Here is an 18,326-nt window from a genome sequence, read left to right as displayed (position 1 = left end):
ATCAGGAATCGAAGTGCGGCGAAGAGATTTCGTTACGCTTTTTGGAGGATCAGCGGCCGGAAGCTTGATTCCTGCAGCGTTGACGGGTCGGCCCGCCCTCGGGGAGAGCTACGCGACCATGGCACCGACTACCCCGTCCCCATCCCTCCTTTCCGCCCCAATCGAACTCGCCGGCGATTGGGGCCACATGCTGCCACGCGCGGCTGATCAAGTCATCGAGCGCATGCGGCACGCCTGCTTGGACGGCGTTCGCCTCGTCTCCGACCGCCAGCCGACGCGGCTGCGCGTCGACGAGCACCCTTCGGGGTCCCCGGCCGTCTGGTTGCACGCAGACGGCACCACTATGGCATGGATCATCGTCGACATCGGCGAGCGAGACTGGTCGAAGCTAGCCTACCAGTTCGGCCACGAACTCGGTCATGTCACGGCCAACAGCTGGCAAGCCGACGCCAGGCCGGCGCCGCCCTGCCAGTGGCTCGAGGAAGCGATGGTTGAAGCCTTCTCGCTGCGTGGGCTGGGGCGCCTGGCGAAGGACTGGAAGGAGAACCCGCCGTTCGCCGGCGACAACGCCTTCGGCGATGCCATTGCCGAGTATCGCCAGAACATCATTCGAGGCTATACCACGCTTGCCGACAGCCAGGGGCTCACCGACGACGCCGCGGCGTGGTTCGCCGGCCATCGCAGCGAAATCGAAATACCCGGCCTCAATCCATTCGCCCAGGCGATGTCGGTGACCATCCTCGCCGAATACGACCGCGCGCCGGACTGCGTCGAGGCGCTCGGCGCACTCAACCGCTGGCCCGGCCGCACCGGTATCCCGATCGCCGACTATCTGAAGCGATGGGAGGCGAGCTGCGCCGAGCTGCAAGCCTCGCCGCGATTGCCACTCCGCCTACGTGAACTGTTGCGTATCGCCTGACCAGCCAGAGGTGAGCGAGGATCGCCGGAATTCATCAAGCGCAAATGGGAGACAAAGCCGCCGCAGCGACTGCGGAGCGAGGCCGTGACCGTGATTTGAACGTACACAAACGGCAGGCTGTGCGGCACTTCCGCGCCTTGGCACGATATCTGACGGTACTTTTGGAGACGGGATTGGGCGCGCTGTCGAATGCCGCAAGGTGCAAAAATCGCCCGATTGGTCCCGATAGTTGGTGAAACCTCAAAATATTTTTTGGCGGCGATTTTTCCTTTGAAATCAAAACGGCGGCCCCTACAATTCCGGCATCCTGGCAACGGGTGCGGTGAAGGGCGCCACCTTCAACACCAGGCCAGCACCAGAGTTCGTGCTTGAGCGCGTGCACCGCATCGAGACCGTCTGTATCAGCCATAAGGTATCGTTGCCGGCGGCCGCACTCCAGTTCCCGCTCGGCCATCCCTTGGTGTCGAGCGTCATCCCGGGCACCCGCTCTGCCAAGGAATTGAAGCAGAATCAGGCCTACCTGCGGGAGGATATTCCCGCGGCTCTATGGGCTGATCTCAAGGACGCTGGATTGGTTGCGGCCGCCGCACCGACCACTTGAGCGCCCACCGATGACCTGAAGCGAGGCCGCGTGGAGGCATCTCGATAAACCGCATCCAACGTTTCTGTCACGAGGAACAGCTGACGATGCGCAAGCCTCGGCGAGCGGGCGGCACTGCGGAACCCGTCCTGGGCAAGGCAAAGCGAACGCGCCCTCTGGCACGGGCGGACGCAGTCCTCCTCGGTCAACCCGCCATCCAGCCGCCGTCCACCATCAGGTTGATGCCGGTGATGTAGCTTGCCATGTCGCTGGCAAGGAAGAGTGCGGCTCCTGCCGGGCGCCCGAGCCGCGGCCAAGGCGTGCGACGGTGTGAATAGTCGAGCGCGTCGGGATCGTTGGCCACACCCGGCTTGCCGGTGATGATCTTGCCGGGTGCGATGGCGTTGGCGACAATCAGATCGTCGGCGTGGTCGACGGCGATCTGCCGCGTCATCTGTACGATACCGCCCTTGCTCACCGAATAGGGAAAATCTCCGGGGCAGGCGACCATCCCGTGCTGCGAGGATATGTTGATGATGCGACCCCGCACGTCGTCGACCGGCGTCTGGTCGAGCATCTGCATCACCGCCCGCTTCGAGCAGTAGAAGAAGCCGGTCAGGTTGACGCCGATGACGCGCTGCCATTGTTCCGGCGTGGTGTCGATCAGATTGGTGCTGGTGTAGATCGCGGCGTTGTTGACCATCACGTCGAGCCGTCCGAACTGCGTGACCGTAGCACCGACCAGCGCATCGACGGCCCTCCAGTCAGAGATGTCGGTCCGGATGTAAACAGCAGCTCCGCCGGTTGAGTGGATCAACTCCACTGTGCTCTTACCGCCTTCGATCGGCTGCTCGACCGTGTCGGCGATGACGACGCTGGCACCCTCGGCCGCGAATTTCAGCGCGATCGCGCGGCCGATGCCGGAACTGCCTCCGGTGACGATGGCGGTCTTGTTGGCGAGCAGGGGCATGGTCCTCAGCTTTCCTCCCGGGTGACGATGGTTCCAACTTTCGGGCCGATCAGTTCTCCCTCGCGCACGCTCTCGCGACCGCGCAGGAAGACGTTTGTCAGCCGCGCTTGAACGGTCCAGCCGTCGAATGGCGTGTAACCTGCTCGCGACACCTGGTCGGCATTGGCGATCGCGCTGGACTGGCGCGGATCGAGGATGAGGATATCGGCATCGTAGCCGGCGGCGATCCGTCCCTTGCGCCGGCCAAGCCCGAAGCGCTCGGCCGGATTGCGGGCGCACAGGCGCACCAGGTCGGGCAGCGCGATCAGGCCCTCATCGACCAGTTTCAGCATGGTCTGCAACAGTGTCTGCAGCCCTGGGATGCCGCCTGGAATGTCGGCGAAAGCCGCATGGTGCGCTGCCTTCTCGGCCGGCGTGTGCGGCGCGTGGTCGGTGGCAACGATGTCGATCAGTCCTGCGCGCAGCGCGGCGCGCAGCGCATCCACATCATGGGGCGAGCGCAACGGTGGCGAGGCCTTCAGATGGGCGCCTTGCGTCTCGTAATTCGCAGCGGTGAAGAAGAGGTTCTGCGGCGTGGTCTCGACGCTGGTGTCGGCCATGCCGCGCAGCCGGCTCCACGTCTCGACGCCGAGTTCGGAATTGATCTGGCGGACATGAATTCTGGTCTCGGCCGAGGCGGCGGCGATGAGCGCCCGGGCGATGCCGTTGGCCTCGGCCAGTGGCGGCCGGCTGGCCTGAAAGGCGGCGATGGTGCCCGAGCGGTCGCGCGCGGCGCTGCCGGTCAGGATCGATTGATCGCCAGGCGAGATGCCGATTAAAGTGTCGCTGCCGGCGAAAGCCTTCAACGCCTCGGCCACGGCGTCGAGCGTCGCGAAGAGGAAGTCATCGGGTACATCGGCGGTGAACAGCTCGAACGAGACCGGTGCGAGGTCGAGCAAGGCAGGGATGCGGGAAAGGTCGCGGCTGACAGCAACCTGGAAGCCGACATCGGCATGGATGCGTCCTGCCGCCATCGTCACCTTGTCGGTAAGCTGCCCGGCCGTGGCCGTCCAAGGATCGTCGGTCGGCATGTCCAGCACCGTCGTCACACCGCCGAGGGCTGCGGCATGCGTGCCGGAGGAAAAGTCCTCCTTGTGCGTCAGTCCGGGCTCGCGCAGATGCGCATGCGCGTCGACCAGGCCAGGCAGCAAATAGGCACCGGAAGCATCGAAAACGGTTCTCGCCGAAGCCATCTCGCCCGGTTGGACGAGCGCTGCGATACGGCCGTCGGTGATGCCTACATCGCGCCGCTCGAACCCTTCGGCGTTGACGATGGTGGCTCCCCGGATCAGCGTTTCGAACATGTCGTCTTGCTTCCGTTAGCCGCGCCGCTCGAAGCCGACATGGTTCTCCAGCCAGAATCGGGCAATGTCTTCGCGTCGCATAAAGGCAGCGGCTGGCTTTTTCTTCACGTGCTCGATCACCTCGCGCAGCCCGGACGCGCGGTTGGGCTGGCCCATCCAGCGTGCATGGATGCCGATCGTCAGCATGCGGCCGCCGGTCTCGTCGGCCTCGTCGAGCATGTAATCGATCGCCGAGCGGCAATCCTCGGCGAAGTCGCGCGGATTGCTGTAACCCGGCGCCACCAGATAGCGACTGTCGTTAAGCGTCTTGGAATAGGGCACGACGAGGATCTCTGTCCCCCTATGATCGAGGAAATAGGGCAGGTCGTCGTTGCAGGGATCGGAGTGGTAGAGGAAGCCGCCTTCCTCCACGAGCAAATCGCGCGTGTTGACGCTGGGCAGCGAGCGGCAGTTCCAGCCGAGGGGGCGCCTCTCCAGCAGTTTCTCGTAAAGCGCGATCGCTTCATGCAGCTGGCGCTGCTCCTCGCTGCGCTCCATGGTCGTATAGTCGATCCAGCGCAGGCCGTGGCCCAGTAGATCGTGCCGTCGCGTCTTCATCCATTCGACGAAGGGCGGGTTGCGCTCCAGCGCCACCGCGCAAGCAGAGATGGTGATCGGGATGTCGTAGCGATCGAAGAGCCGTGCCAGGCGCCAGACACCGGCGCGGCTGCCATATTCGAAATGCGTCTCGGTGCCGAGGTCGCGCACCGGCGGGCTCGAGGTGAGATTGTATTCGCCCCAATTGTCGTTGCGGCCGTCTTCCAGCCATGAGTACTCCGAGCCTTCCTCGTAGTTGAGCACGAGGTTGATGGCGAGCCTGACGCCGCCGGGCCAGGTCATGAAGGGCGGGCGCGGACCATAGCCGACGAAGTCGCGCGGCTGGGGCGGTTGCGAGGCAGCGCTCGGCGTCATGGCAAATTCCCCTCAGCTCGTTTCGTTGGCGGCTATCCAGTCCATGTAGGCGTGGAAGGCTTCCTTGCCGGGACGCGGCCGCCATGTGGTGTCGCGCAGGATGCGGGCGATGTCATACTCCCCCACATGCCGCCTTTCAGTCTCACATCCTGGACGATATTGGCCTCTTCTCCTGATGTCACTTCGGCCTTCAGTCCGGGCACGCGGTCCCTTGCCCAGCCGATGATCTCGCCGATCGTCTGGCTGGAGCCGGAGCCGATATTGTAGTGGCGGTAATTGAGGCGCGGTGCATCGATCAGCGCGAGGATCGCGGCGGCAACGTCGGTCGAGGCGATATAGTCGCCGACTGGCTCCAGGCTGTTCGGCCTGATCGTCTCGCCGGTGAGGGCCATATGCGCGACGCGGTTGGGAACGTGGCGAAAGTTGCGGCTCTCGGTCGCGCGATCCATCGGGCCGTAGACCGAAGCAAGCCGCACCGATACCGCCGACAGGCCGAACAGGTCGGCATAGCGGTTGGTCACCATCTCGGAGGCGAATTTCGAGATGCCGTAGAGCGTCAGCGGCGCGACATAGCCGTCTTCGGGCAACGGCTCGCTGCTCCAGTCTGGCCCGTTATGACGGTAAACGGAACCGGAACTGACATAGACGAAGCGCTTGAGACCTGGTCTCGCGCGCGCCCAGTCCAGCATCCGCACGGTACCCATGAGATTGACGTCGACGATGCGGGCGGGGTCTTCGGCCTCCGGCTGGCGTTTTGCCTCCGAGGCGCTGCCGCGCGAGATCGGCGTGATCGTCGCACCATGCACGATTGCCGTGATGCCTTGCCTGTCGAGCGTCGCGGACCAAGCCTTCGGGTCGACGACATCGGCGGCGATCACTGTGAGCCGGTCGCGCACCGGGGCGAAATGCTTTTCGGCCGCCGCGTCAAGGCTGGACCGGTCGAGAATCACGGCACGGGCTTGCGGATCACGGTCGAGCCATGCACGCGCAACCACGCTCATGACAAAGCCGGTGCCTCCGGTGACGAGCAGCGTCATGTGAACTCCTTTGAAGCTGAACGAAGAGGGTCAGCGCGTCGCATAGCCGCCGTCCACGAGCATGTCGGATCCGGTGACGAAGGATGCGTCCGATGACAAAAGGAAAGCCGCCGCCGCGGCGATCTCATCCGGCTCCGCGATGCGACCGAGCAGATGGGCGGGCCCAAGACCTGCATTGGCGGCCTCGAAGTCTGGAAATCTGCGCAGCAGGCGCGTTGTCGCCACCGCGCCCGGCGACAGGCTGTTGACGCGCACCTTGTCCGGCGCATGATCGACCGCCATCGCCTTGGCGAGATGGATCAGTCCTGCCTTGGCAGCACAATAGGCGACGGCCCTGGTGGTCGCGACCCGTCCGAACTGCGAGCCGATGAACACCACCGAGCCGCCTCCACCCGCCGCGATCAATGGCATTGCGTATTTGCTCATCAGGAACGCACCGGTCAGGCTGACGTCGAGCTCGCGGCGCCAGGACTGTTCGTCTAGATCGACGACGGTGGCGTTGGTCGATGGTGCGGCGGCGTTGTGCACCAGTCCGTCCAGCCGGCCGAAGCGCTCTTTCGCGATATCGACGGCGTTCCTGGCGGAGTCGGTATCGGTCACATCGCATTGGCAACCGACCGCCGAGGAGCCGAGCCTATCGGCAAGTGCCTGTGCCGCTGCAAAGTCGTAGTCGGCGCAGACCACGCTGGCGCCTTCTGCAACGCAGCGCCGGGCAATGGCGGCGCCAATGCCGCTTGCGGCGCCCGCGATCAGCACGATCGTTCCCTGCAGTCGGTTCATAGCGGCAACCTCAAACCCGTTCCTCGACACTTTGCATGACCGGCGCTCTGACCGGCCGGCGCACAAGATTGTATGAGGCCGCGAGCGTCACCAGTGCTGCGCCGCCACCGAGCAGCAGGAACATGGCGGGAGGCCCAAGATGCGCCATCAACCCTGCTGCGACACCCGGTGTCGCCACATTGCCGATCGAGTAGAGCAGGAGCAGCGTGCCGGAGGCGGCGACCATGTGCCGGCTATGAAGCTGCGATGCGCCGAAGGCCATCGCCACCGGATAGATCGTCAGCGCGGTGGCGCCATACAGGAAGAACAGCACAAACAGCAGCGGCACCGACAGGGTGCCGACCCATGCGATCGCGGCGCAGGCCGTCACCGACACCAGACCTTGCACCAGCAGCATCAGGCGGCGGTCGAACCGGTCCGACAGCCAGCCGACCGGGGTCTGCGCCAGCATGCCGGCGATGCTTATCGTAGTCACCAGCCAGACCGTGGCCGCCGCCGACAGACCGATCTGCGTCCCATAGAGCGGTGTCAGCACGAAGATGTTCATGTTGGTGATGCCGGCCTGGAAAATCGCGACGACCGTCACCGGCGCCAGCCTGAAAAGCGCCAGCGGTCCGAGCCGCCTTTCCGCCTTCGCTCCGGGCGTGGGCGCCGGATCGGCCGGCACTGAAGGCAGCGTCGGCCAGCGCAGCCCCGCGAACTTTGGCGCAAAGGCCAGAAGCACCGTCGCCGTCGCGACCAAAAACAGATGCGGAGATTGCGGACCGACCAGCGCCACCAGGATCTGACCGAGCAGCACGGCGATCGCCGTCGTCAGCATGTAGATCGAGAACATCGCGCCGCGATTGTGCTGTTCGGCATAGAGATTGATCCAGCTCTCGCAGACGACGAACATCGAGGCCATCGACATGCCGCCGAGCAGCCGGAAGCAGAACCAGCCCGGCATGAAGTCGGTGAAGGCGAAGGCCACGGCCGACAGCAGCGCGGTTGTCAGGATCAGCAGGAATGTCCGCTCGTGACCATAGCGGGCGACCAATGGACGTGTCATCAGGCATCCGATCAGGAAGCCGACCGGATAGGCGGTCAGCACGATCTGCACGATTTCGGGGTCGACGCCGGGCTTGCCGAGGTGGAACGACACCGCGGTCGTCAGCATGGCGCTGCCGATGCAGGCGAGCCAGACGCTGGCCATGATCGGCAACGTGGCGCGGGAGCGCTCGGCGTTCCGCCACAAGCGCATCGCGGATTGAGCGATCGACCCCATAAATGCCGCTGTCGGCCGGCTAGGACGGGCGCCAGAGATCGCAAGCAGGATCGATGACCGGCGCTGGACTCTTATGCATTGCGACGGCTCCCCTTGGCAGTCCCGCTGGCCAGCGGCTGCTCTCCCAGACAGAAGCTACACCTCGTCATGCATGCTACAAGCGAAGATTGACACGGCTATGGCGTCATTTTTTTTGGCCATCCCGACGGCGGAAAACGGCGTTGCGCCGTGCGACAGGCTTTACAGTCCTTTTGCACGCTCCCTACGATAGGTCGCCTGCCAAAGATCGAGAGGAGACCAGGAGATGACGATCGAACGTCTTGAGAATGGCCAGCGCTTCTGCCGGGTGCTGCGCTACAACGGCACCATCTATGTCTCCGGCCTGACGGCGGACGACCTTTCCGGCGACACCACCGCGCAGACGAAGCAGATTTTCGCCAAGATCGACACCCTTCTGGCCAAGGCCGGCAGCGACAAGTCGAAGCTTTTGAGCGCCCAGATCTGGCTGCGCGACATCGCTGACTTCGACATGATGAATACGGCTTGGGATGCCTGGATCGACCGCAGCGCCATGCCGGTGCGCGCGACGGTGGAGGCGCGGCTTGCCGGCGACCAATATCGCGTCGAGATCATGGTGACGGCGGCGGTTGGCTGACGCCGATTGGGGTGGGCAAACCGAATGCATGAGCTGGTGATCAAAGGTGGACGGGTTGCGCTCGACGACGGTTGGGCCGAATGCGACATCGCCATCGACGACGGCCGCATCGCCGCCATCGGGACAGGCCTGACCGGCAAATCCGTGATCGGCGCCGGCGATCGTTGGGTCATGCCCGGTGGCATCGATGCCCATTGCCATCTCGACCAGCCGGTCTGGGGCGGGGCCGGTAATGCCGACGATTTCGAATCCGGCACCATCTCGGCGGCCTTCGGCGGCACGACATGCATCGTCCCGTTCGGCATGCCGGGTCCGGAGATGAGCACCGTCGCTGCCATCGATCGAGCGCTCGACCGCGCCACAGGGCGCGCGGTGATCGACTACGGGCTGCACGCGGTGGTGACCATGGGCACCGGCGCGGATGTCGAGAAACAGCTTTCGCAGCTCGCCGGCGGCGGCATCGCTTCGGTCAAGCTGTTCATGACCTATCAGGGTTTTGCCGTCGACGACGACCTCTTCTTCAGGGTGCTCGATACTGCCCATAGGCTTGGCTGGATCGTCATGGTCCATGCCGAGAACGACGCTGCCATAAGGCGCACGCGGCAGCGCCTGATCGATCTCGGCCGCACCGATATCCGCTACCATGTCGTTGCCCACAGCGAGACGATGGAGCGCGAGGCAACGCATCGGGCGCTGGCCTTCGCCGAAATGACCGGCGCGCGCATGACCATCGTTCACGTCTCCTCCTGGCAGTCGGCCGAGGAGGTGGCGCGCGCGTGCGGGCGCGGCGTCGACGCGATTGCCGAGACCTGCCCGCAATATCTGTTCATCGGCGCTGCCGACCTCGATCGGCCGGCCATCGATGCGGCGCGTTTCGTGTTTTCGCCGCCGCCGCGCTCGCCGCGCAGCCATCAGCATCTGTGGCAGGCACTGATCGATGGCGGCATCGATCTCTGGTCCTCCGACCATTCGCCCTATTTCTTCGCCGACAAGATCGCGCGGTCGCAGACGCCCGGCTTCACCACCACGCTGAGCGGCATTCCCGGCATCGAGACCCGTCTGCCGCTGCTCTTCTCGGAAGGGCTGCTGACCGGCCGCCTGACGCTCGAGCGCTATCTCGATCTCACTTCGCGCAATGCCGCCGCGATCTACGGTCTGGCCCACGCCAAGGGCAGGATAGCGGTCGGCCTCGATGCCGACTTGGCGCTGTGGAATCCCGAAGCGACCTGGACACTCGGCCATGCCGCCTTGCATTCGCGTGTCGACTTCACCCCTTACGAGGGCAGGAACGTGACCGGCAAGCCGACCACCGTGCTGGTGCGCGGCGTGCCGGTGGTTGCCGACGGCGTGCTGAAGGTGCAGCCGGGGTTCGGACAATTCGTAGAGCGAACCGCGGCCGATCCGGCCCGCTCGGGAAAACCAGTCGAGGAGACGACGCCATGGCTCGATGCCTGACCATAGCGGTCGCCCAGACCGGACCCGTCCAGCGTAGCGCCTCGCGGGCCGAAACTGTCGATCGCCTCGTCCATCTGCTGGAGCAGTCCGCTGCCGCAGGTGCGGAAATTGTGGCGTTCCCCGAGATGGCGCTGGCCACCTTCTTCCCGCGCTGGCGCATCGACGATCAGGCGGAGATCGACGCCTTCTTCGAACAGTCGATGCCGGGCTCCGAAACGCAGCGCCTCTACGATGCCGCCGCGCGCCTGAAGGTCGGCTTCGCGCTCGGCTACTGCGAGATCGCACGGGAAGATGACCGGACGCGCCATTTCAACACCATGGACCTAGTCGGCCCGGACGGGCGCTTCATCGGCCGCTACCGCAAGATGCATGTGCCGGGGTCGAGCGAGCCGGAGGAAGGCACCACCACGCATCTCGAACGCCGCTACTTCGAACCCGGCAATCTCGGCTTTCCCGTCTTCGACTATCGTGGTGTGCGCGTCGGCATGGCGATCTGCAACGACCGCCGTTGGCCCGAGACCTACCGGATGCTGTGCCTAAATGGCGCTGAGGTGGTGCTGCTCGGCTACAACACGCCGCTGCTGCTCGACGAAGCGCCGGCGCTGGCGCATCTCAGAATGTTCCACAACCATCTGCCGATGCAGGCCGGCGCCTACCAGAACACGCTGTGGGTCGCTGCCGCCGCCAAGGCCGGGCTCGAGGACGGCCAGGCACTGATCGGCGGCTCCTGCATCATCGCGCCGACCGGCGAGATCGCCGCCCAGGCGATGTCGCTCGACGACGAGATTATCGTCCATCGCGCCGATCTCGACCTGATCGAGGTCTGCCGGAAGGTGAATTTCAACTTCGCGCTCTATCGCCGCCCCGACCAGTACCGCCTGATCGCGGAACCGGTCTGAGATCGAAACGAGATGGGCGAACCCAATCAGGACACAATGCCGCGTGCGGCCGATCCGCTTTCTCTCGGCGAGATCGTCGAGAACGGCCTTTGCATCGGTTGCGGCCTCTGCCGTTCGATCGTCGCACCCGATGCCATCGAGATAGTGATGACGCCAGGAGGTCGCGAGCGGCCGGTGGCGAGGCAGGCATTGGACAGGTCAACACTGATGCGGATCAACGCCGTCTGCCCGGGGACCCGGATCGCCGGTCCGCCGCCGGCGCAATCAAGCGAAGCCGCGTTGGTGGACACCGTCTGGGGGCCGGCCGAACGACTTGTGCTCGGCCGCGCCGCAGACCCGACCGTGCGGTTTATCGGTTCCGGCGGCGGGGTGCTGACGGCGCTCGGCCAGTTCCTGCTGAAGTCCGGGCGCGTCAAATTCGTGCTGCATGTCGCGGCATCGCATTCCCAGCCGATGCGCAGCGAAAGGCGGCTGAGCTTTGATGCCGCTTCGATGCTTGAGGGCGCGGGCTCGCGCTATGGCCCGGCGGCGACCCTGGTGGATTTCGGCGAAATTCTCGATCGCGGCGACCCCTTTGCGCTGATAGCCAAGCCTTGCGACGTCACCGCCGTGCGCAACCTGGCGCGACTCGATCCGCGCGTCGACCAGTATTTGCGCTACGCCTTGGCCTTCGTTTGCGGTGGCGCATCGGATTTGTCGAAATCGGAACAGGTGCTGCAGCGTTTCGGCCTCGCAGAGGACGAGCTCACGCTGTTCCGCTATCGCGGCCATGGCAATCCCGGCCTCAACCGGATCGAAACCAGGGACCGCCGCACCTTCGAACTCACCTATCGGCAGCTGTGGGAGGATGAGGACAAATGGATGATCCAGCCGCGCTGCAAGATCTGCCCGGACGCGATCGGGCAGGCGGCGGACATCGCGGTCCATGACGCCTGGCTGAATGGCGGGCCGGCGGTCGAGGACGAGGCGCTCAACGGCATCATCGTGCGCACTAGGCGCGGCCTTGAGCTGTTCGATGCGGCCGTCGAAGCCGGCGCGCTGGAGATCAAGCGCGAGACCGGCATTGCCGAAATCAGTGAGTTGCAGTCGCATCAGGTACGCAAGCGGCGCGCCGTCTGGGCACGGTTGAAAGGCATGGCGATTGCCGGCAAGCCGGTGCCTCTTGTCACCGATCTCGCACTTGAAGATTGCGCCGCGCAGAATTCGCTGGCGGAGAATCTAGCCGAGGGCCGCGGCGCTCGCGACCGTGCGCGGCGCGGACGCCTGGGGGAGCCGCCTGCCGTTCCGCGCCAAAATAACGCTGTGCAGTCATGTTGAAGGATGGGTCGATATGAATGCCGAGGAAACCGAAATCATCGTCATTGGCGGCGGCATTGCCGGCGCCGGCGCCGCCTTCGAGATTTCGCCCTCTGCCAAGGTGGTGCTGCTCGAGCGGGAAAGCCATTGTGGCTACCACACCACCGGTCGCTCCGCGGCGAGCTTCACCGAAAATTACGGCAACGGCATCATCCGTCGTATCGTGCTGGCGAGCCGGTCTTTCCTGACCGAACCGCCGGCTGGCTTCTCGGATTATCCGCTCCTTAGCAAGCGCGGCATGATCACCGTGGCGCGCGCCGACCAGCTCGAACTCCTGCGGGAGGATCTGGAGGCCGCGCAGGCCTTGGTCCCCTCGATCATCGCCATGACGCCCGCCGAGGCGATCGCGCGCGTGCCGGTGCTGCGTGCGGACTATCTCGCGGGCGCCTATATCGAACCGCATTCGATGGATATCGACGTCAACGGCCTGCACCAAGGCTATCTGCGCGGCGCCCGCTCGCGTGGCGCGCGCATCGTCACCAATGCCGGCGTCAAGGTCATCGGACGGCAAGGCAGCCGATGGCGGGTCGAAACACCAGCGGGAACCTTCCTTGCGCCAACGCTCGTCAATGCCGCCGGTGCCTGGGGCGACGAGATCGCTCTCATGGCCGGGGTGCGCCCAATCGGCCTGCAGCCGAAGCGCCGCACCGCCTTCAACATCCCGGCGCCTGGCGGCGTCGACATCACCGAGTGGCCGCTGGTCAACGATGTCGGCGCTGAATTCTATTTCAAGCCGGATGCCGGGCAGCTGTTCGTCTCGCCGGCTGATGCGACGCCGTCAGTGCCGATGGACGCATATGCCGAGGACATCGATGTCGCCATCGGTGCCGAGCGCCTTGGCCAGGCGACGACGATCGAGGTGCAGCGCGTGTCGCGCTCCTGGGCCGGCCTCAGAACCTTTGTAGCCGACGGCTCGCCGGTGATCGGACCGGATGACGAGGTGCCGGATTTCGTCTGGCTGGTCGGGCAGGGCGGCTACGGCATCAAGACCTCGCCGGCGCTGTCGCGCGTCTGCGCCAGCCTGATCGCGGGCAAGGGCTTTCCAGACGATGTCGCAAGGCAGGGCGTGTCGATGCATGATCTCACGCCGCACCGGTTGCGCGGCGGCGGCGAGTCTCAAGCCAGGCAGGTTGCTTCATGAGCAGTGCCGCACTGACGGCTGGCGGCAGGTTGGCCGGGCATCTGCTGGAGGGGCTTGCGCAAGCCACCACCGAAGCGCCGGGGATCACACGCGTCGCTTACGGACCCGGTGAACGCTTCGCCCACGATCTCGTGCGCGACGAAGCGGAAAAGCTCGGCGCCACGGTGCACGTCGATGCCGCCGGCAATCTCTATCTTACGCTGAGTGGCCGAAACCCCGATCTGCCGGCGATCGTCATCGGTTCGCATCTCGACAGCGTGCCGCATGGCGGCAATTTCGACGGCGCCGCGGGTGTCGTGGCGGGGCTGGCGGTAATGGCCGAACTGGTCGGGCAAGGCATCCAATTGCCGCGCGACCTGATCGTGCTGGCGACACGCGCCGAGGAAGCGGTCTGGTTTCCGCTGTCCTATCCCGGAAGCCAGGCGGCGCTCGGCCTGCTCCAGCCGGCAGCGCTGGATGCGAAGCGGTCGGACAGCGGACGCACGCTTGCGGATCACATGCGTGAGGAAGGTTTCGACCCCGATGCCGTGCGGCGCGGCGTGCCGGGTATCGATGCCGGCCGGATCGCTGCTTTCCTCGAAGTGCATATCGAGCAGGGACCGCGCCTTGTCGCATCCGGCGCGCCAGTCGGCATCGTCACCGGCATTGCCGGTGGCTTTCGCTATGTCAATGCGACCTGCCTCGGCGCCTACGCACATTCTGGCGCCGAGCCACGTTTCGCCCGGCATGACAGCGTGCTTGGCTTTGCCGATCTGGTCGCCGGCCTTGAAGCGGAATGGGACGCGCTCGAGCGCGAAGGCCATGAAGCCACCATCACCTTCGGTCGGGTGGAATCCGATCCCAGCCAGCACGGCGGTAGCCGCGTGTTGGGCGAACTCGGTTTCACGCTCGATGTGCGCAGCGCGGAGGGAGCCGTTCTGGATCGCATCGAAACGCGGCTTCAGAATATTTTCGCCGAAGTCGGTGCTAGGCGCCGCGTCAGCTTCGAGGCCGGGCCACGCTTCACCTGGGAGCCGGCGACCATGTCGCCGGCGTTGATCGCGAGGCTGGACCGCGCTGCCACCGAACTGCAAATGCGGGCGCCGCATGTGCCGAGCGGGGCGGGGCATGACGCGGCCACCTTTGCCGGCGCCGACATTCCGACCGCCATGATCTTCGTGCGCAACGAGAACGGCAGCCACAACCCGCATGAAGCGATGGAAATCGCCGATCTCGATCAGGCGATCCGTTTGCTTCTCCAATTCGTCATTTCCTTCGACCACAGCAGGACAGAGCCGTGAACCTTGCCAAGACCGCGATCATGCCCATCGATCTCCAGAACGAATACCGGCCCGGTGCAGCCTGGCCGATCGTCGACTACGACGGGATACTCGCCCGGACCGCTGCGATTCTCGAAGCGGCCCGGGCTGCTTTTGTGCAGGCCTTCCATGTGCAGGCGTGGGTTGACGAGGATAAGAGGTCGAACTATGCGCGCCTCGACGAGGATGTGTCAGGCGAATTCCGCTATGCGGTGGCCGGCAGCATGGACTCCGACATCTGCGAGGAGGTCGCGCCGGTGTCGAGCGAGATCGTGGTGCGCAAGACATGGCCGACGGCCTTTAGGGATACGAATCTCCAAAGGGATCTAACCGACCTTGGCATCGAGAACCTGATTGTCACCGGGATCCTGACCGACAGTTGCGTGCGCGCAACCGTCTTCGACGCCGTCTATGCGGGGTTTCGCGTCTGGCTGGTCAAGGACGCGATGGGCAGCATGACCACTATGATGCATCGCACCGCCACCCTCGACATGGCGAATCGTCTCTACGGCGGCGGCGTGCTGACGACGTCGGAGGCGATCAAGGTGCTGCGGGGTGAGCCCTATCGGGCGTGGCGCTGCACGCGGCCGGTGGAATTTGCCTACACGCTGGAAACCATCGACCGGCTCTACGAAGCCTTGTGATGGCCACCGCAACTGCATGCGCCTCTGACAACCTTTGAAGCCGAGGGCTTGAGAACCGCGCCCGGCAGCGCGCCGGTCGCCCTGCCGCCGCGCCAAACAGAGGCGCCGTTGACGAAGACTTGTTCGATGCCGGCGGCGGGCCGGCGCGGCTCCTCGAAGGTGGCTGTATCTATAATCGTGTCCGGATCGAAGATGACGAGGTCGGCGAAATTACCTTCGGCCAGCAGACCGCGCTGCTGGATGCCGAATTCACGCGCGGGTAGGCCGGTCATGCGGAACACAGCCTCCTCCAGGCTGAATAGGCCGACATCCCTGGCATAGTGCCCGAGCACACGCGGAAATGTTCCCCACAGGCGCGGATGCGGATGGATGTCGTGCGGCAGGCCGTCCGAGCCGATCATGGTTCGCGGATGCGCGATGATGGTGCGCACGTCCGTCTCGTCGAGCTGGAAATAGACGGCACCTGCCGGCAGCAGGCGCTGACCCGCCTCGCGCTCACTGCAATTCCATTCCCGCGCGATGTCGGCGATCTCGCGCCTGGCCATCTCCGGATGCGGATCGGACCATGTCACGAGGATTCTGAGGCCTGTATCGCAGCGCTCCAGGCGAAGCACGGTCGAGCTCGCGGCATAGGGATAGACATCCATGCCGATGTCCATCGTTTTGCGCGCCCGGTCGATCCTCTCCAGGGACCGACGGCTCTTGCCGAAATTGGCGCGACCGGTGCACTGGTGGTGCGAGATGACCAGCTTGCCGCCGGCATAATCGGCAATGTCGATGGCTTCCTCGATTGCCTCGTCCATCGTCTCGAAATAGTTGCGCGTATGCGTGACATAGGGGCCGCCGAGACTTGCCGCCGTGGCAGCGAGTGCCTTGACCTCTTCGGTCGAGGAGTTGACCGCCGGCGGATAGTCGAGGCCGGTGCTGAGACCGAAGGCGCCTTCGGTCATCGCTTGCGCCACCGCTTTCTGCATCGCCACCGTCTCCGCCTCGTTGGCCGGACGGTCGGTCACCGGCATGCAGCGCTGGCGCAAAGTGGTGTGGCCGACCAACAAGGCCGCGTTGGTCGCGATGCCGCGCTTTTTCAACTCAGCGACATAGTCGGCAAAACGATCGAAACGGAAACTCTCCCGGCCGCCGACGAGCGTGAAGGGCGGCGGTGGTGTCCTGTCGAGCAGCAGCGGCGCCAGGCTGACGCCGCAATTGCCGGCGATCACCGTCGTCACGCCCTGGCTGATCTTCGGATCCATGCCGCGTGGCGCCAAAAGCGCGCCGTCGTCATGGGTGTGCACGTCGATGAAGCCGGGCGCGACCACCTTTCCCCTGGCATCGATTTCCTCGCTGCCCTGTGCGTCGTCCAGCCGACCGATGGCTGTGATCCTGTCGCCGGTGGCGGCGATGTCGGCCTCGAAAGATTTCGAGCCGTCGCCGGCGATCAGCGTCGCATGGCGGATGACGAGATCATAGGGCATCCGAAGTCCTAACCTTCCGGGTTGGCGGCGATCTCCTCGCGGCGGCGCGCGACATAGGCGTCGAGCTCCTCGCGGATCGCGGGGTCCATCACCGGTTCTTCGTAGTCGTGAAGGGCCTGCTGCCAGAGCTCGGTCGCCCGTTCGAGCGCATCCTTGCCGCCGGCTTCCTCCCAGGCGCCGTGGTTCTGCCAGTTGGACAGCATCGGCTGGTAGAAGGCGGTGGTGTAGCGCGACATGGTGTGTTCGGCGCCGAAGAAATGGCCACCGGCCGGCACCGACTTGATCGCCTCGAAGCCCAGATCGTCCTCCTGGAACGGCAGCGGGCGCAGGAACTCCATCATGTTCTGCAGGATCTCGACATCGAGCACGAGTTTTTCATAGGAAGCCGTCAGGCCGCCCTCCAGCCAGCCCGCCGCATGGTAGATCAAATTGGCGCCACCCAGCACCGCGCCCCACGTCGCCATTTCCGTCTCGTACGCGGCCTGCAGATCAACTACGTTCGAGGCATTCGCATTTGAGGTGCGATAGGGGAGATTGTAGCGCCGCGCCAATTGGCCGGCGATGATGTTGGCCTTGGCGTTCTCCGGCGTGCCGAAGGCCGGCGCGCCCGATTTCATGTCGACATTGGAGGTGAACGCGCCATACATCACCGGCGTGCCGGGATTGACGAGCTGGGTCAGCACCACGCCGAACAGCGCTTCCGCATTCTGCTGGCAGAGCGCCGCCGCGAGCGTCACCGGCGTCATCGCGCCCATCAGTGTGAAGGGGGTGACGGTTACAGGCTGGCCGTGCTCGGCCATCGCGATCAGGCCCTCGGCCATGGCGTCGTCGAACAGGCGTGGTGAGTTGATCGAGATGATCGTCGTCACGCCCGGTGAGGCCCGCATCGCCTCAACGCTGATGCCTCGCGCGATCGCCATCATGTTGATCCCATCCATGGCCCTGGCGCGGCCGATCGCCGTGCAGTGGAAGGAGAGATCGCTAAGCGTCAGGTTTGCGCAGTAGGTGTCGAGATGGCGGGAATTGGCCGGCAGCTCCATCGGCGCCACCACCTGGTTGCCGATGATGTGGATGGCGTTGAAGTGGTGCGCCAGCCGAATGAAATTCTGGTAGTCGGGCAGGTTCCCCTGGCGGCGGCCGTTGATGCGGTCATGCACATTGGGCGGCCCGGCGACCAGGCCGAAGATCAGCGAATTGCCGCCGAGATGCACCTGCTTTTCCGGATTGCGGCTGGTCAGCGTGAAGGATGACGGCACCGCCCGCAACGCCTCGCGCACCAGGCTTTCGTCGATCCTGATGGTCTTTTCGTCGCGATCGACAATGGCGCCGGCGGAAGCGAACAGGTCCATCACCCGCTCGCTCATGACACGGATGCCGAGTTCCGACAGGATGCGCATTGAGGTGTCGTGTAGCCGCTCCATCCGCTCTTCGTCGAGCAACTGCATCGGCGGGTAGGGGTTCTCCACATGTTGCCAAGGCAGTTGCGCGATACCGCCGCCGCTGCGCCCCAGCCTCGATCTGCGGCCACCGCCGCGCCTGTCCTGCGTCATCAAACTCTTCCC

The 18,326-nt window shown here is 64.9% G+C and carries 17 protein-coding genes; 9 read left to right on the top strand and 8 right to left on the bottom strand.

All coding sequences use genetic code 11. The annotated features are described in order from the left end of the window. The first annotated feature begins 118 nt into the window (after nucleotides 1-118). Nucleotides 119-919 (top strand): hypothetical protein, encoded by an 801-nt coding sequence (locus AC56QX_RS32250; RefSeq protein WP_497112586.1) that lies wholly within the window; start codon nucleotides 119-121, stop codon nucleotides 917-919. Between the two features lie 322 nt (nucleotides 920-1,241). Beyond that, nucleotides 1,242-1,520 carry an aldo/keto reductase gene (locus tag AC56QX_RS32245; RefSeq protein ID WP_497112585.1) on the top strand — a complete coding sequence of 93 codons (279 nt, stop codon included), beginning with the start codon at nucleotides 1,242-1,244 and terminating at the stop codon, nucleotides 1,518-1,520. A 184-nt stretch (nucleotides 1,521-1,704) separates the two neighbouring features. On the opposite strand, the gene AC56QX_RS32240 is transcribed toward AC56QX_RS32245, so the two are convergent. The 6 genes from AC56QX_RS32240 to AC56QX_RS32215 are packed head-to-tail and all read right to left on the bottom strand — an operon-like array spanning nucleotide 1,705 to nucleotide 7,736. Beyond that, a complete protein-coding gene (locus AC56QX_RS32240) occupies nucleotides 1,705-2,469 on the bottom strand; it encodes an SDR family NAD(P)-dependent oxidoreductase (protein WP_497112584.1) in 765 nt (254 codons plus the stop codon). Between the two features lie 5 nt (nucleotides 2,470-2,474). Continuing rightward, entirely contained in the window at nucleotides 2,475-3,812 is a 1,338-nt protein-coding gene (locus AC56QX_RS32235; RefSeq protein WP_497112583.1) for a dihydroorotase, read from the bottom strand. A gap of 15 nt (nucleotides 3,813-3,827) precedes the next feature. Then, entirely contained in the window at nucleotides 3,828-4,763 is a 936-nt protein-coding gene (locus AC56QX_RS32230; RefSeq protein WP_497112582.1) for a polysaccharide deacetylase family protein, read from the bottom strand. A gap of 32 nt (nucleotides 4,764-4,795) precedes the next feature. Next, a complete protein-coding gene (locus AC56QX_RS32225) occupies nucleotides 4,796-5,800 on the bottom strand; it encodes an NAD-dependent epimerase/dehydratase family protein (protein ID WP_497112581.1) in 1,005 nt (334 codons plus the stop codon). Nucleotides 5,801-5,830: 30 nt separating this feature from the next. Further along, nucleotides 5,831-6,580 carry an SDR family NAD(P)-dependent oxidoreductase gene (locus AC56QX_RS32220; protein WP_497112580.1) on the bottom strand — a complete coding sequence of 250 codons (750 nt, stop codon included), beginning with the start codon at nucleotides 6,578-6,580 and terminating at the stop codon, nucleotides 5,831-5,833. Between the two features lie 10 nt (nucleotides 6,581-6,590). Beyond that, nucleotides 6,591-7,736, bottom strand: coding sequence for an MFS transporter (locus tag AC56QX_RS32215; protein ID WP_497112579.1), 1,146 nt, complete (start codon nucleotides 7,734-7,736; stop codon nucleotides 6,591-6,593). Nucleotides 7,737-8,148: 412 nt separating this feature from the next. Between AC56QX_RS32215 and AC56QX_RS32210 the strand changes: the two genes are divergently transcribed. The 7 genes from AC56QX_RS32210 to AC56QX_RS32180 are packed head-to-tail and all read left to right on the top strand — an operon-like array spanning nucleotide 8,149 to nucleotide 15,292. After that, on the top strand, nucleotides 8,149-8,499 hold the full coding sequence (locus AC56QX_RS32210) for a RidA family protein (protein ID WP_497112578.1): 351 nt from the start codon (nucleotides 8,149-8,151) through the stop codon (nucleotides 8,497-8,499). Nucleotides 8,500-8,523: 24 nt separating this feature from the next. Next, the gene (gene hydA / locus AC56QX_RS32205; protein ID WP_497112577.1) at nucleotides 8,524-9,954 is read left to right on the top strand and encodes a dihydropyrimidinase; all 1,431 of its coding nucleotides are present in this window, start codon (nucleotides 8,524-8,526) and stop codon (nucleotides 9,952-9,954) included. Then, the gene (locus AC56QX_RS32200) at nucleotides 9,939-10,853 is read left to right on the top strand and encodes a nitrilase-related carbon-nitrogen hydrolase (RefSeq protein WP_497112576.1); all 915 of its coding nucleotides are present in this window, start codon (nucleotides 9,939-9,941) and stop codon (nucleotides 10,851-10,853) included. The genes hydA and AC56QX_RS32200 overlap by 16 nt, the downstream gene beginning before the upstream one ends. A gap of 12 nt (nucleotides 10,854-10,865) precedes the next feature. Continuing rightward, nucleotides 10,866-12,170, top strand: coding sequence for a Coenzyme F420 hydrogenase/dehydrogenase, beta subunit C-terminal domain (locus tag AC56QX_RS32195; protein ID WP_497112575.1), 1,305 nt, complete (start codon nucleotides 10,866-10,868; stop codon nucleotides 12,168-12,170). 13 nt (nucleotides 12,171-12,183) lie between these two features. Continuing rightward, complete coding sequence (locus AC56QX_RS32190; protein ID WP_497112574.1) at nucleotides 12,184-13,350, top strand: NAD(P)/FAD-dependent oxidoreductase; 1,167 nt, start codon at nucleotides 12,184-12,186, stop codon at nucleotides 13,348-13,350. After that, the gene (locus tag AC56QX_RS32185; RefSeq protein ID WP_497112573.1) at nucleotides 13,347-14,630 is read left to right on the top strand and encodes a Zn-dependent hydrolase; all 1,284 of its coding nucleotides are present in this window, start codon (nucleotides 13,347-13,349) and stop codon (nucleotides 14,628-14,630) included. The genes AC56QX_RS32190 and AC56QX_RS32185 overlap by 4 nt, the downstream gene beginning before the upstream one ends. Next, on the top strand, nucleotides 14,627-15,292 hold the full coding sequence (locus AC56QX_RS32180; protein WP_497112572.1) for a cysteine hydrolase family protein: 666 nt from the start codon (nucleotides 14,627-14,629) through the stop codon (nucleotides 15,290-15,292). Before AC56QX_RS32185 ends, AC56QX_RS32180 begins: the two co-directional genes overlap by 4 nt. Here the strand turns inward: AC56QX_RS32180 and AC56QX_RS32175 are convergent. Next, nucleotides 15,277-16,764: an N-acyl-D-amino-acid deacylase family protein gene (locus AC56QX_RS32175; RefSeq protein WP_497112571.1), complete on the bottom strand. Its 1,488-nt coding sequence runs from the start codon at nucleotides 16,762-16,764 to the stop codon at nucleotides 15,277-15,279. The two genes, AC56QX_RS32180 and AC56QX_RS32175, sit on opposite strands and share 16 nt — an antisense overlap. An 8-nt stretch (nucleotides 16,765-16,772) precedes the next feature. Beyond that, on the bottom strand, nucleotides 16,773-18,314 hold the full coding sequence (locus AC56QX_RS32170; RefSeq protein ID WP_497112570.1) for a trimethylamine methyltransferase family protein: 1,542 nt from the start codon (nucleotides 18,312-18,314) through the stop codon (nucleotides 16,773-16,775). Between the last annotated feature and the right edge of the window lie 12 nt (nucleotides 18,315-18,326).

Source organism: Mesorhizobium sp. RCAM 06353, assembly GCF_059683585.1.
This window is presented reverse-complemented; position numbering and strand designations above follow the sequence as displayed.

Excerpts from the sequence above, each read along its gene's own strand:
- AC56QX_RS32190 (WP_497112574.1), top strand. The coding sequence starts at position 12,184 with ATGAATGCCGAGGAAACCGAAATCATCGTCATTGGCGGCGGCATTGCC.
- AC56QX_RS32225 (WP_497112581.1), bottom strand. The coding sequence starts at position 5,800 with ATGACGCTGCTCGTCACCGGAGGCACCGGCTTTGTCATGAGCGTGGTT.
- AC56QX_RS32250 (WP_497112586.1), top strand. The coding sequence starts at position 119 with ATGGCACCGACTACCCCGTCCCCATCCCTCCTTTCCGCCCCAATCGAA.
- AC56QX_RS32175 (WP_497112571.1), bottom strand. The coding sequence starts at position 16,764 with ATGCCCTATGATCTCGTCATCCGCCATGCGACGCTGATCGCCGGCGAC.
- AC56QX_RS32230 (WP_497112582.1), bottom strand. The coding sequence starts at position 4,763 with ATGACGCCGAGCGCTGCCTCGCAACCGCCCCAGCCGCGCGACTTCGTC.
- AC56QX_RS32195 (WP_497112575.1), top strand. The coding sequence starts at position 10,866 with ATGGGCGAACCCAATCAGGACACAATGCCGCGTGCGGCCGATCCGCTT.
- AC56QX_RS32215 (WP_497112579.1), bottom strand. The coding sequence starts at position 7,736 with ATGCTGACGACCGCGGTGTCGTTCCACCTCGGCAAGCCCGGCGTCGAC.
- AC56QX_RS32200 (WP_497112576.1), top strand. The coding sequence starts at position 9,939 with ATGGCTCGATGCCTGACCATAGCGGTCGCCCAGACCGGACCCGTCCAG.
- AC56QX_RS32185 (WP_497112573.1), top strand. The coding sequence starts at position 13,347 with ATGAGCAGTGCCGCACTGACGGCTGGCGGCAGGTTGGCCGGGCATCTG.
- AC56QX_RS32170 (WP_497112570.1), bottom strand. The coding sequence starts at position 18,314 with ATGACGCAGGACAGGCGCGGCGGTGGCCGCAGATCGAGGCTGGGGCGC.
- AC56QX_RS32220 (WP_497112580.1), bottom strand. The coding sequence starts at position 6,580 with ATGAACCGACTGCAGGGAACGATCGTGCTGATCGCGGGCGCCGCAAGC.
- AC56QX_RS32210 (WP_497112578.1), top strand. The coding sequence starts at position 8,149 with ATGACGATCGAACGTCTTGAGAATGGCCAGCGCTTCTGCCGGGTGCTG.
- AC56QX_RS32240 (WP_497112584.1), bottom strand. The coding sequence starts at position 2,469 with ATGCCCCTGCTCGCCAACAAGACCGCCATCGTCACCGGAGGCAGTTCC.
- AC56QX_RS32235 (WP_497112583.1), bottom strand. The coding sequence starts at position 3,812 with ATGTTCGAAACGCTGATCCGGGGAGCCACCATCGTCAACGCCGAAGGG.
- hydA (WP_497112577.1), top strand. The coding sequence starts at position 8,524 with ATGCATGAGCTGGTGATCAAAGGTGGACGGGTTGCGCTCGACGACGGT.